Origin of the sequence: Mesomycoplasma bovoculi M165/69 (genome assembly GCF_000524555.1) — a bacterium.
Classification (GTDB): Bacteria; Bacillota_I; Bacilli_A; order Mycoplasmatales; family Metamycoplasmataceae; genus Mesomycoplasma; species Mesomycoplasma bovoculi.
The window spans coordinates 67,409-81,415 of sequence record NZ_CP007154.1; the positions used below are offsets into that span (position 1 = coordinate 67,409).

At 28.5% G+C, this 14,007-nt stretch carries 10 protein-coding genes and 5 tRNA genes; 13 read left to right on the forward strand and 2 right to left on the reverse strand.

Annotation, left to right across the window (positions count from 1 at the left end; all coding sequences use genetic code 4):
- Positions 1 to 164 precede the first annotated feature (164 nt).
- From MYB_RS00295 to MYB_RS00355, 13 genes are all read left to right on the forward strand, one after another.
- Complete coding sequence (locus MYB_RS00295) at positions 165 to 2,108, forward strand: ribonuclease J (protein WP_022934871.1); 1,944 nt, start codon at positions 165 to 167, stop codon at positions 2,106 to 2,108.
- The gene (uvrA, locus tag MYB_RS00300) at positions 2,086 to 4,920 is read left to right on the forward strand and encodes an excinuclease ABC subunit UvrA (protein ID WP_022934872.1); all 2,835 of its coding nucleotides are present in this window, start codon (positions 2,086 to 2,088) and stop codon (positions 4,918 to 4,920) included. Before MYB_RS00295 ends, uvrA begins: the two co-directional genes overlap by 23 nt.
- 51 nt (positions 4,921 to 4,971) lie before the next feature.
- A complete protein-coding gene (pheS, locus tag MYB_RS00305) occupies positions 4,972 to 5,931 on the forward strand; it encodes a phenylalanine--tRNA ligase subunit alpha (RefSeq protein ID WP_022934873.1) in 960 nt (319 codons plus the stop codon).
- 8 nt (positions 5,932 to 5,939) lie between these two features.
- Positions 5,940 to 8,063, forward strand: a complete 2,124-nt coding sequence (locus tag MYB_RS00310) for a phenylalanine--tRNA ligase subunit beta (RefSeq protein ID WP_022934874.1) — start codon at positions 5,940 to 5,942, stop codon at positions 8,061 to 8,063.
- 108 nt (positions 8,064 to 8,171) lie between these two features.
- Positions 8,172 to 8,369: a 50S ribosomal protein L32 gene (rpmF, locus tag MYB_RS00315; RefSeq protein WP_022934875.1), complete on the forward strand. Its 198-nt coding sequence runs from the start codon at positions 8,172 to 8,174 to the stop codon at positions 8,367 to 8,369.
- Positions 8,370 to 8,448: 79 nt separating this feature from the next.
- Positions 8,449 to 8,523: transfer RNA gene (locus MYB_RS00320), tRNA-Asn, on the forward strand.
- Positions 8,524 to 8,526: 3 nt separating this feature from the next.
- A tRNA-Glu gene (locus MYB_RS00325) sits at positions 8,527 to 8,602 on the forward strand.
- Positions 8,603 to 8,610: 8 nt separating this feature from the next.
- Positions 8,611 to 8,686 (forward strand) — tRNA-Val (locus MYB_RS00330).
- Between the two features lie 3 nt (positions 8,687 to 8,689).
- A tRNA-Thr gene (locus tag MYB_RS00335) sits at positions 8,690 to 8,766 on the forward strand.
- An 18-nt stretch (positions 8,767 to 8,784) separates the two neighbouring features.
- A tRNA-Leu gene (locus MYB_RS00340) sits at positions 8,785 to 8,867 on the forward strand.
- Positions 8,868 to 8,928: 61 nt separating this feature from the next.
- Positions 8,929 to 9,774 (forward strand): tRNA pseudouridine(55) synthase TruB, encoded by an 846-nt coding sequence (gene truB / locus MYB_RS00345; protein WP_022934876.1) that lies wholly within the window; start codon positions 8,929 to 8,931, stop codon positions 9,772 to 9,774.
- Positions 9,767 to 10,576 carry a YcsE-related riboflavin metabolism phosphatase gene (locus MYB_RS00350; RefSeq protein WP_022934877.1) on the forward strand — a complete coding sequence of 270 codons (810 nt, stop codon included), beginning with the start codon at positions 9,767 to 9,769 and terminating at the stop codon, positions 10,574 to 10,576. The genes truB and MYB_RS00350 overlap by 8 nt, the downstream gene beginning before the upstream one ends.
- Positions 10,577 to 10,578: 2 nt before the next feature.
- Positions 10,579 to 11,427, forward strand: a complete 849-nt coding sequence (locus MYB_RS00355) for an FAD synthase (protein ID WP_022934878.1) — start codon at positions 10,579 to 10,581, stop codon at positions 11,425 to 11,427.
- Here MYB_RS00355 and MYB_RS00360 read toward each other — a convergent pair.
- Entirely contained in the window at positions 11,424 to 12,962 is a 1,539-nt protein-coding gene (locus tag MYB_RS00360) for a phospholipase D-like domain-containing protein (protein ID WP_022934879.1), read from the reverse strand. The two genes, MYB_RS00355 and MYB_RS00360, sit on opposite strands and share 4 nt — an antisense overlap.
- Before the next feature lie 20 nt (positions 12,963 to 12,982).
- Positions 12,983 to 13,975 carry a recombinase RecA gene (gene recA / locus MYB_RS00365; RefSeq protein ID WP_022934880.1) on the reverse strand — a complete coding sequence of 331 codons (993 nt, stop codon included), beginning with the start codon at positions 13,973 to 13,975 and terminating at the stop codon, positions 12,983 to 12,985.
- Between the last annotated feature and the right edge of the window lie 32 nt (positions 13,976 to 14,007).

The following is a 14,007-nucleotide window of genomic DNA, read 5'->3' on the forward strand; positions in this document are numbered from 1 at the left end:
TTATCCTTATTTTTAAATTATTTGAATTTTACAACAAAAATATTTTTTAAATGTTTTACCATTTACCTCAATAAATTTAGTATAATTTGTTAAAAAATTATATATTTAAACAATCATTAATAATATTCTAGTTATTTAATTATAACTACAAAGAATGGATATTTATGGCATCAACACTCAACCCTACTCGCTTTTTCGGGCTTGGTGGTATGCAAGAAATTGGAAAATCAACACTTGTAATCGAAGATGACAATGATATTGTCATCATTGATGCAGGGATTAAGTTTGCTAATATCTTTGCTACAGGAATCAAGGGAATGGTTCCAAATTATGAGTATTTAAAAACTAATGAACACAAAATTCGAGGAATTTTTGTCACTCATGGCCACGAAGACCACATTGGCGGAATAGTTTATCTTGTTCAACAAGTTAAAATCCCTACTATTTATGCACCAAGAATTGCTGCTGAATATTTAAGAGCAAAATTTGCTGAACAAAAAATTCATACTAATATCGAATTTGTTGAAATACAAAAAGATAATGTATTTCAATTTAATACATTAACTGTTGATTTTTGAACAGCTCAACATTCAATCCCAGATGCTTTTGGAGTTAGAGTTAAGTCAGCTCATGGGTCAATTATGTGTACTGGTGATTTTCGTTTTGATTACACACCTATTGGAAATTACACCGATTTTGATAGACTAAAAGAGATTGGAAATGAAAGGTTAACTCTTCTTTTTTCAGATTCTACTAACGCTATGAGACCAGCGCATTCACCATCTGAACGTGATATTTTAGCTGATATCGAAATGCACATGCGAGCAGCAACTAAAAAAATTATTGTTACTGCATTTGCTTCAAACTTAACTAGAATTAAAGCTATTATGGAACTTGGTATTAAACTTAACAAAAAAATTGTGATGTTTGGTCGTTCTATGGTTAATGGGATAAATATAGGAAGAAAAATAGGTTATATTCAAATTCCAGATGAATATTTTGCTCAAAAGGATTTGAAGCAATATGATTCTAATGAATTGCTAATTTTGACTACAGGAAGTCAAGGTGAACAGCTAGCAGCTCTTGATAGAATGTCCAACCGAAAACACCCAAAAGTATCTATAGAATCCAAAGACTTAGTTATTTTTTCATCTTCACCAATTCCTGGAAATAAAATTAAAATTGAGCATTTAATTAATAGACTTTATAAATTAAATGCAATTATCAAAGAAAATGGACCTGATGGTTACTTACACACTTCAGGACATGCTTACAAACAGGAACATGAAAAAATATTTAGATTTACAAGACCTAAATATTTTTTCCCTTACCATGGTGAATATAGAATGTGTTTAGCTCATAAACAAACAGCTATTGAGTGTGGAGTGGATCCTAAAAATGTTTATATTCCACAAAATGGACAAGTGTTTCAAATGATTAATGGTGAAATTAGTCCAACTAAAACTTTTATACCTTGTGAACCTATTTATATTGATGGTGAAATTATTTCTAAAGAAAATACTCGTATCATTAATGAGCGTGAAACAATGCGTGAAAATGGTTTTGTGTATGCTTTAGTACCTATTCACAAAGAGAAAAATATAATTGCAGGAAGAATTCGAATTATTTCCCGTGGTGCTTATGTTGTTAAAAACTCAGGTGATTTCATAAATGAGATTCGAAGACTTGTTCACTCTTCTGTTTTATTTTTATTAAAAAATAAAGAAAATTATAGTGTTCCACAAATTAAACAACTAATTAAAAATAGGTTGCAAACTTTTTTTCATAAAGAAAGAAGACGCAAGCCAGCAATTTTGTCTTCAATTGTTTTTGTAGATGAAACATATGATTTTTTGAAAGAATACAAAAATAGTGAACAACCTTCTAAAAGCGTTCAAAATAAAGAGGTTCAGTCACAATCAAAAGTGAAAAATAAGAAATTCCACAATAAAAATCAAGCAATAAAAGAAAATGGAAGAGATTCTAACACAAAAGAAAAACCCAAATTTTCAAAACATAAATTTAGACCTAAATTTTCTAAAAAACCTATAAAAACAAAGGTAAATGAAGATAAAGGAGAAACAAGTGGACCACAAAGACACTCATAATTTTATTTATATTCATGGTGCTAAGGAAAATAATTTAAAAAATTTAGATTTAGTTATTCCTAAAAATAAGTTAGTTTTAGTAACTGGTGTTTCAGGTTCTGGTAAATCTTCACTAGCTTTTGGAACTATTTATGAAGAAGGGAAACGTCGCTATATTAATTCTCTTAGTTCTTATGCTCGCCAATTTTTAGGCGGTACAAAAAAACCTAGTGTTGAAGGAATTTATGGACTTGCTCCAGCAATTTCAATTGAACAAAAAACAACACATAATAATCCAAGATCAACAGTTGGAACAGTTACAGAAATCTATGATTATATCCGTTTGTTATTTTCAAAAATAGGAAGACCTTTTTGTCCGACTCACAAAAAGGAGATTACTGCACAAAAAATGGCAACGATTTTAGACACCATTTTTTCATTTCCAGTAAACACTAAAATTATAATTTTAGCCCCAATTGTAGAATCGGAAAAAGGAACCCACCAAAATTTAATTGAACGTTTACGTGCAGAAGGTTTTGTGCGAGTAAAAATTAATGGTAGTTTTTATTATTTGCAAGATGAAATTAATCTTGCAAAAAACCAAAAACATACAATTGAGTTAGTAATTGATAGAACTATTTTAGATCGCAATGATCAACAAAGAATCACAGCCGCACTTGATTTAGCTTTTGAACAAGGCAAAGGGGTTGCGATTGTTGACTTTGTTGGTTATGAAACTATTAGATTTTCAAAATTACAGGCTTGTGATGAAGGTGATTTTAATATGCCAACAATTGAAAATCGACTTTTTTCATTTAATTCACCTTATGGAATGTGTTCAGTTTGCAAAGGGCTTGGAACAAAATTAGAGGCCGATTTTGATTTGGTTGCTCCTGACAAACATTTTTCTATTGAACAAGGTGGATTGCGTTATTTTGGAAAATCTATAAACACAAAGTCTATTGAATGACAAGAATTTGAAGTTCTCCTAAATTTACATAATATTGACAAATCAGTCCCAATTGGTGAATTAAGTTCAGCAGCTAAAAAAATAATCAAATATGGGACATATGAAGACATAAATTACACTTTATATTCAGAAAGTGGTAAAAAACATACTTTTTCAAGGCCAATTCCTGGAATTTTAACAAGAATTGAAAAGAAATATTTAGAAACTAGTAGTGAAGAATTAAGGGCCTGATACAAAAAATTTATGTCTGAATTTCCATGCCAAAGTTGCCAAGGTTCTCGTTTAAATGAATTTGCCCTTTCTGTAAAAATAAAGGATTACAATATTTTCGAACTTGGAAATTTATCTATTGAGGAAACCTTAGATTTTTTTGAAAAATTAGAACTCAATGATTTTGAAACTCAGGTTTCTAAAACTATTTTAGATGAAATACAAACACGTTTATCTTTTTTAAAAAATGTAGGTTTAGATTATTTATCACTAAATCGTGGAGCTGCAACATTATCAGGCGGAGAATCCCAACGTATTAAATTAGCTAGTCAAATTGGGTCTAAGTTAACAGGTGTGCTTTATGTTTTAGATGAACCTTCAATTGGTTTGCACCAAAAAGATAATCAAAAATTAATTGATTCACTAAAACAAATGGTTGAAATAGGGAACACATTAATTGTTGTTGAACATGATGAAGAAACTATTTTAGCAGCTGATCACATTATTGACATTGGACCATTTGCTGGAGAACAAGGTGGTCATTTAATTGCCCAAGGCGACTTGCAAACTATTAAGGATGCGCCCGAATCATTAACAGGACAATTTTTAAGTGGAAAACGTGAAATAAAAGTTCCTAAAATTCGTCGACCAGGCAATGGACAACACATTATTATTGAAGGTGCAAAAGAAAATAATCTAAAGAATTTAAGTGTAGATATTCCACTTGGTAAATTTGTTGTTGTTACTGGTGTTTCAGGTTCTGGTAAATCTTCTCTTGTTAATGAGATTCTGGTTAAAGGTGTTTCAAAAGAGCTTCATGGAACTCAAGTAAAAGTGGGAGAGTGCAAAAGTATCAAAGGAATTTATAACTTAGACAAAATTGTTTCAGTTTCTCAATCACCAATAGGACGAACACCACGTTCAAACCCTGCAACTTACACAGGGGTTTTTGATGAAATTAGAGATGTGTTCGCAGCCACTGAAGAGGCTCGAGCTCGAGGATATATTAAAGGCAAATTTTCATTTAACCTACCCCATGGTCGCTGTGATAAATGCCAAGGTGATGGACAAATAAAAATTGAAATGTATTTTATGCCAGACATTTATGTTTTATGTGATCACTGCAATGGCAAACGTTATCAACAAGAAGTTCTAGAAATTAAATACAAAGGAAAATCTATTGCAGATGTTCTAGAAATGTCTATTGAGCAAGCCTATGAATTTTTTGCAAATCGTATAAAAATAAAGGAAAAATTACAAACTTTAATTGATGTAGGCTTGTCATACATTAGTCTCGGACAATCAGCTACTACACTTTCAGGTGGGGAAGCTCAACGCATCAAATTAGCAACATATTTACAGAAAAAACCAACAGGAAAATCACTTTTTGTTTTAGACGAACCAACAACAGGATTACACAGCTATGATGTTGCTAATCTAATTAATGTTTTAAACAGAATTGTAGACAATGGCGATAGCGTTGTTGTAATTGAGCATAATCTTGATATGATTAAAGTTGCTGATTATATAATTGATTTAGGACCAACAGGTGGACATGGTGGTGGGCGAATTGTTGCTAAAGGGACACCAGAAGCTGTGGCTAAAAATGAAAATTCATTTACTGGACAATATTTAAAATTGCTATTAAAATAAAGTAATTTTATAACTTTAAATATTAAAATATTATATTTTTAAAGGAGAAATATGGATATTCAAAAATTTTTTAGTGAAACCAAAATTGAAAATTTAGAAGATTTAAAATTGGCTAAAAATCAATTTTTTGGTAAGGATAGTTTTTTAGCCAGTTTACAATTGCAATTAAAAACAGCTTCACCTGAACAAAAACGTGAACTTGGAAAACAAATTAGTGAGTTAAAAACTCAAGCTGAAAAATTTTTTGGTGAAGCTGCTAAAAAAATTGAAGAAGCACAAATAGAAGCTAAAATTAGTAATGAATGACTAGATATTCATAGCTTTTCCAACGATTTACAAGGTGGGTTTCATCCACTTTCATTAATTGAAGACAAGTTACGATCATGGCTCATTAGTCATGGTTATTATGAAGTTCAAGCTAATGAAATAGAGACTGATGAATATAATTTTGAACGCTTAAATATTGCTAAAAATCATCCTGCACGCCAAATGCAAGATAGTTTGTATTTCAACCAAAACTTGCTTTTGAGAACACATAATACAGGTGTCAGTGCTCGTGAGTTAGAAAAAAATAAAAATCAATCTTTTGCTCAGTTCACAATTGGAAAAGTTTTTAGAAATGATGAAGAAGATAGAACACATTCCCACCAATTCCGTCAGTTAGATTTAGTTGCTGTTGGCAATTTAAGTGTTACAGATTTAATAGGTACAATTCAATCTTTACTAGACTATATTTTTGAAGAAAAAATGCAAACAAGATTTCGTCCTTCATTTTTCCCTTTCACTGAGCCCTCTTTAGAAGTTGATATTTTTTACAATAACCAATGAATAGAAATTTTAGGTTGTGGAATGATGCATCCGAAAGTGCTAAAAATGGCAGGTTATACAAATAATATGCAAGCGATTGCTGCTGGAATTGGAATTGAGCGATTAGCAATGATTAAATTTGGAATTACTGATATTCGTGAATTTTACAAAAATGATTTACGTTTTTTAAAACAATTTAGATAGGAAGTATTATGATTTTTTCTTTAGTAAGACTTAAAAAAATAGCAAATTTATCTTCATTTTCTAATGAAGAAATTATTTCAGCAATTAATAATTTAGGTTTTGAAGTTGAATCCACTTCTTTTTTAAATGAAATTCAAGGTATTAAGTTTGGGAAGGTTCACTCTGTTGAAAAAAATCCAAATGCTGATAATTTGTTTGTTTGTGAAATTGAATTTTATGATAAACAAAGAGTAATTCAAACTAGAGCCACCAATGTTAAAGTTGGTGACTATGTTATGGCTTTTGTTCCTGGTTCAACAAATGGTAAAGTAGTTTTTGATGCTAAAAAAATGCAAGGTATAGTGTCTGAAGGAATGCTAGTTTCACTTTCAGAGTTAGGTTTTGATCCTAATATTCTAACACCTGAACAAGATGGAATTTTCACTTTTGGTCCAGTTGATTTATTTGAAGATCCACTCAAAATTTTTGAACTTAATGATATTCTTATTGATGTAAAAATTTTATCTAACCGTGCTGATGCAAATTCTTATTTAATAATGGCAAAAGAACTTGCAGCTTATTTCAACACAACTATATTATCATTAAATTCTAAATCAGCAACTTTTGAGTCTAAAATCAACTTAATTAGCAATGAATTTGCCCATTTGCAAGGTTTAGAAGTTAAGGGAGATTATAAAATTCAATTAGTGGACCAATTTTTGCTATTAAAATCTGGTTTTTCTATACATAATAACCCACATGATCTGGTAAATTTAGTTTTAATTTACACAGGCCAACCTTGCCAAATTTATTCAACAAATCAAATCCATCATTCAATTGAAGCCAAACTTGTTGAAACTAAATTAGAAACATCTAAAGAAAACGCTAAATTATTGGCACTCGAGACTAATTCAACTCTCTTAAATTTTGTTGGTCAAGAATCAAACTCATTGAAAAACATAGACTCTTTATTATTTTTGCTACCAATTTTTGACTCACAATTGATAAGAAATAATATTAGAAAATTAAAAATTAATAGTTTGGCGTCACAACAAGCAAGTAAAGGTATTAATTTAGGAACAACAGCTTTGGCTTTTGAATTTTTAACAAGTTATTTAAGTGATTTTTCAAAACCAATTAACTTTAAAAATAATTTTAAAAATTCAGCAATTGCTTTTAGTATTGAAAAAATTGAAAAATTTATTGGTCAAAAATTAGATGCACTTAAAATTCAAAAAACTCTTAAAGCACTTGAAAAATTAGATTTTGAAATTGCTCAAGGTTTTTTTGTGGCCCCATTTTATCGTTATGATATTGAATTTTTTGCTGATTTTTGTGAAGATTTTATGCGTTTTTATGGCTATAAAAATCTTACAAATAGTTTGCCAGCACAAAAACCCTTATTGGTTCAAGAACCAAATGATTTAAAATCTAAATTGGTGGCTCAAGGATTTAGTGAAATAAGCACATTTGTTCTTGTGTCAGAACAAGAAAATGTATTTAATCCTTTTGAATTAACAACTAATAAATTACAAACATTTGTATCAAATGAATTTACAGAAATTCGTTATTCACAAGCCATTAGTCTATCAAAAATAGCAAGTTATCACTTGAAAAGAAAAATGTCACTATTTAATTTCTTTGAAATAGGTTCAATTGCAGGTGAACAAAAAAGCTTAATTTTTGCATCAAGCAATTTAAATTTTTTTGATTTAAAATCTAAATTGCTCTCGCTTTTTGGTTTAAAATTTGAATTCAAAAGAGCAAACAAACATCTTCACTTTGGAAAATCAGCCTTTATTTATCTAGAAGATTCTCTAGTTGGATGGATTGGTGAACCACATCCAAAATACAAGTTAGCCAATATTACTTATTGTGAGATTAATTTAAGTGTTTTAAAAAATTTGAGACCTTCAGTAGTTAAATTTAGTGATTATTCAAATCAATCTTTAATAACAAGAGATATAACTTTATCTTTAGAGCCAAACGAATCTATTGAAAAATATTTGAAAAAAATCAATGAAATACCAAATATTTTTAGTGTCTCTATAAAGGATAAAGTTGTTATAAATGATAAAACTAAAGTTACACTTCATATTATTTGTGAAAATGAAGATGCAATCACACTAGATAGCATTTTTGCAGAAAAATAAAAATATATTTATTATTTTTAGGTTTTAGTGTTATAATTGTATTTTGACTTTTATTGGAAACCTTTGATCAATTCAATTTAATAATCATATATTAAAAAAAGGAAAATTATGGCAATAGTACCAAAGCGCAAAACTTCTAAGCAACGCAAACATAAACGAAGAACACATGATAGTTTAACCTTACCTAATTTAGTGGTATGTTCAAATTGTTCTAACAAAAGACAACAACATCATACTTGCTTATTTTGTGGTTTCTATAATGGTAGAAAAATCGTTGCTTTTAAAGCGTTAAATGACTCAAAATAAAATTAGAATAGAAAAATAATAAAAAAATTAAAATTTTTGTTATAATATGTAATTTGCCTTAGTAATTACATATTTATATGCCGATTTAGCTCAGCGGTAGAGCAGCTGGCTGTTAACCAGTTGGTCGCAGGTTCGATCCCCGCAATCGGCGCCATAAGGCCCGTTGGTGAAGCGGTTAACACACATGGTTTTCATCCATGGATTCACGGGTTCGAGTCCCGTACGGGTCACCATAATTTTAGGAAGATTAGCTCAGCTGGGAGAGCATCGCCCTTACAAGGCGAGGGTCGTGGGTTCGATCCCCTCATCTTCCACCATTTGCCATCTTAGCTCAGTTCGGTAGAGCAGTCGCCTTGTAAGCGAAAGGTCGTAGGTTCGATTCCTATAGATGGCACCATTTTGATTAATAAGGTTTGCGCGAGTGGTGAAATGGGAGACACGCTAGTTTTAGGCACTAGTGCTTTTAGCGTAAGGGTTCGAGTCCCTTCTTGCGCACCATTTAATAAATTTATCTAATCAATCAACTATTTGTTGATTTTTTTTTATTTTTTACAAAGAAATGATTAAACTTTTATATAAACCTTCTGGTGTTAGTTCCTTTAAATTTATAAAACAATTTGCTAAAGAGAATTTTGTAAATAAAATTGGTCACACTGGTACTTTAGACCCACTAGCTTGTGGTTTAATTATGATAGCCACCGATGAGGATACGAAATTAATTCCATATCTAGACAAGGGCAAAAAAACATATGTAACTAAAGTGAAATTTGGTTACATATCAGATACTTTTGATAGTGAGGGCGACATAAAAGTTTTTGAAAATGCTAAGTTAGTAAATTTAGAACTTTTAAATCAAAAACTAATAGAGCTTTGTTCTAAAACTTCACAATTACCACCTATTTTCTCAGCTAAAAAAATAGGTGGTAAAAAAGCTTATGAATTAGCTCGATCAAATCATAGTGTGAATTTAAAGCCAGTTCAAATTCAAATTTTTCAATGGTCTATTTTAGATTGAAATCTTAATCAACAAGAAGCATTGATTAGTTTTGAGGTTTCAAGAGGAACATACATTCGTTCTTTGGTTCATGACCTAGGACAACTATTAAATAGTGGTGCTATTATGACTGGATTAGAAAGAATAAAATTAGCTGGAATGGATAAAACTTTCATTGAAAAAGATATTAATCCACTAGATTTGATACAACTACCTTACTTAAAACTTTCAAAATTAGAATTAGTAAATTTATTTAATGGTAAACAAATTAAAAGAGAAGACCAAGAACAAGAAGTTTTACTAATTTATTGTAAAAAAATTGTAGGAATTGGTAAAATTAAAAATAATTTAATAATTACGGATAAATTATTTGGGAACGTAATAAATAAACTTTTGGGGTCAAATGAATAAATTTAAACTTGTTGCTACAGATATTGATGATACCATTTTGCCTTCTGGTCACAAAGATTTTTCTTTAGAAACTAAAAAAATGTTTGCTGACTTAAAAAAAGCAAATATAATTACTGCCTTTGTTACAGGACGAGATTTAGTTACAATAAGTAATTTGATTAAATCAGATTCTATAGACTATTTTATTGGTGGTAATGGTTGTTTTATTTATAGTTTTTTAGAACAAAAAATTATTTATGAACGAATATTAAAAAATAATGATTTGAAAAAAATCATAGAGTTTTTCCTTGATAGGGACACTAAATTTATTGTAGCAGATAAAAACTTTATTTATTATAGCTCTAACTATGATGTTCAAAATTCTAAATTTCTCAAAGATCATTTACATATGGTAAAGACTATAGATGAGTTTGATTATTCTTCCGAAGTTCATATTGTGACAGTGATTGACCAAGAAAGAAATGAAAGTGAAGTTCAAAGAAGTTTTGTTGATTTTATTAATCAAAATCAATTGGATGCTCACATTAGTTCTCGTTGGTCATGAGGTTTTTTTATTGTACCCAAAGGTGTTAATAAATACAACACACTTTTTAAATTAGCAGAAATGCACAATATTAGCAATGAGGAAATTATTGCTTTTGGAGATAGTCAAAATGACATTGATATGATTGCTAATGTTGGATATGGGGTGGCAATGGGTAATGGACTTAAAGAAGTAAAAGCTGTTGCAAAGGCAATTGCAGAACCTGCTATTGAAAATGGTGTTTATAAAAAAATTAAAGAACTTCAGATTATTAAATAATAATGAGTTATATTTATAAATTTTCACTAAAGCCTAAACTTTTGTGAAAAGATTCTGTTTTTGTTTTAGGAGCTTTTGAATCTTTTCATAAAGGCCATTTTCAATTAATAGAGCAAGCTAAACAGCTTAATAAACCAATAGTTTTAGTTGCTATTTCCAATCCAGAAAATTTGCCAAAAAATAATGGCAAAATTTTTTCTGATTTAAAATCTAGATTGCAAATTATTGCAAATTCTGGTATTGAAAATATTTTGCTTATTGAATTTAATGAAAAAATAGCCAATTTAGAAGGTGATTATTTTATTAATTTACTAATCCAATACGGAGCTAGTGATTTTGTAATAGGTAAAAATTACAATTTTGGAAAGTTAGCAAGTTGAAATGCTAAAAAATTAAAGGAATATATTCCAACTACGCAAATAGTGGATTTTTACTATATTGAAAATAAAGTAAAATTATCCACATCTATTTTAAAAAATTATTTAATTTTTGGACAATTTAAAATTTTAAACTCTTATTTAAATCATAACTATTTAACTTATGTTTCATGTGATGAGAATTTATTTTTTAAATGAAACACAAATAGCATAAAACCAAATGCAGGATTGTATGTTATTTATTTTGTTGATCCAATTACTCAATATAAATTTCCAGGTATTTTACACATTAGTTTGGCAAATAAAAAAAATCAAATATTTTTATTTAATCACTTTAATTTTTTTGAAGGGTTTATAGAAATAATTGCAGAATATAGAATCATTTCAAGTACTCGTTTTGATTTGTTGGAAGACAAAGATATTGAAGGAATTAAAAAAATTTTCTTTAATTTATATACAAATTCAACAAATTAAATCAAGGGTTTAAAAATAGGAATAAGCATTTTATATAATCAAAAGACTTTTATAGGTTTTTTGTGTTCTATTATTATTTTTTTAGATTTAAATGATTCTATATAATTTAAATAGTTGTCTACAAGATCTCCTGTTAATAAAATATTTATTTCATATTGTGAAAAAATAGAACGAATATCCATATTTGCAGTTCCTATAAAACCTATTTTATTATCTATAATTATGGCTTTACCATGATAGAAGGTTTCATTAAAAAGAAAAATTTTTGCTCCTTTATTTTGCAAAGTTTCACAAAAATAATTATTGAAATGTTTAGTAAAATTTATATCATTTTTTCCTGGCAAGTAAAGCTCCACTTCAATTTTAGCATTTAAAATATCTTTAAGAGCATCTAAAATTTTTTGTGTTGGAGTAAAATAAGGAGTAAAAATTTGGACTTTTTTAGTGGCACTATATAATAATTTTAAAATAAAACCTTCCATTAAAGCTTCTTCAATAATAGGCCCACTTTGCACAACAACCCCATATTCATTATTAAGGTTTTGTTTTGGTGATTGAAATTTTAATTCATCAAAATCAATATCAATATTTTTATTAGATTTTTTATTAGATCATTTGTATCAACTAAAACGAAAATTTTCACAATATGTTTTAACAATAGATCCTGTTATTTTCATATTCAAATCTATTCAATATCCATATTTTTTATCAAATCCAACATATTCTTCGCTAATATTATTTCCACCAGTATAAACTGTTTCGCCATCTATAATATAAACTTTTCGGTGATTTCTAAACAATTTATTTCCTGATAAAAAAGGAAAATTAATTATGTTGAAAACAGTAATTTTTATATTGTTATCTTTTAAAATTTTTCATTGTTTCTTCTTAATAAAGTATGTTCCCAAAGAATCTACAATTATTCTAATTTTCACACCTTCTTTAGCTTTATTAATCAAAATATTTTTCAATTTAAATCAAATAAAATCATTTTTAATAATATAAGTGTCTATTAAAATAAATTTTTTAGCTTTTTGCAGGTCTTGAAAAAAACTATCAAAAAATAAATAACCATCAGTGAAAATATGTGATTTAAAATCTAATATCGGTGAATTAAATTTGGTTTTTGTGTAGTTTAAAAGTGCTAATTCATTTTGACTTAGGTTGGAATTAACTTCTGGATACTTTAAAGTAGTTTGTGAGTTTATAAATTTTTTATACTCTTTGAAATAAATTGAGGCTTTTTTTCTATTTAAATATTTTCTTCCATAAATAATGTAAAAAAAATGGCCAATAAATGGAATTATGGAAAAAATTACAAGCCATGATGCTTTTGCATCAAAATGTCTTTTTTGAAAAATTATGTATAAATTGAAAACTAAATTCAATAAATAAATAACACAAATAATTGCAAAAGTATATCAATCAATTCTAGATATTAAAATAACATATGCAAGATATATAACACTAGCCAATGTGGCTAAAACTATTAATAATGAAAAATAATAAAAAAATACTTGTAATTTTTTACTCATAGAAAAAATTTTACTAAATATTACTCAATTCTTGGCTCTTTTAATTTATTTTCTACTTCAGTTTTAAGTTCATTGTATAAACTATCATTGTTTTCCAATAATAGTCTTAAGTTAGTTTTTCCTTGAGCAATATTTTGATCTTTATAGGCAAATCAAGAACCTTTTCTTTCTACAATTCCCATTTCTTCTGCTAATTGAGCTAGTTCAGCAGATTTAGAAATTCCTTTTGCAAACACTATTTCTACATTTGCAACTTTAAAAGGTATTGCAAGTTTATTCTTTACAACCTTAATTTTTACACTATGACCTGTGACATCATTACCTAAAGTAATTTGTTGTTGCTTTCTTACATCGAGGCGAATAGAAGAATAGAATTTTAGCGCTCGTCCACCTGGAGTAGTTTCTGGATTTCCAAAAATAATTCCTACTTTTTCTCTTATTTGATTAATAAAAATAACAGTAGTTCCATTTTTATTTAATGAACCTGTAATTTTTCTAAGTGCTTTAGACATTAAGCGAGCTTGAGCACCAATAACTTGATCTTTCATTTCTCCTTGTAATTCGGCCATAGGTACTAATGCTGCAACCGAATCGACGACTACTAAATCTATAGCTCCAGTTTTAACTAATGTGTCAACAATATCAAGCGCTTGTTCCCCAGAATCAGGTTGAGATAAGATTAAATTATCAATATCAATGCCTAAATTTTTAGCATATTGAGGATCAATTGCATGTTCAGCATCAATAAAAGCAGCAATTCCACCTTGTTTTTGAACTTCGGCAATAGCATGCAAACTTATTGTGGTTTTTCCAGATGATTCAGGTCCATAAATTTCAATAATTCTACCTTTTGGAAATCCACCAATTCCCAATGCATTATCAATGGATAAACTACCACTAGATACAACTTCAGTATCAATAGGTGGTTTATCCCCAAGTAGCATAATTGATTCTTTCCCAAATTTTTTCTTAATTTCTGAAAGAGCTTGTTTTAATAAATTTGTATTTGACATAATGTCTCCTTTTCTACATTTTAATTTTAAGT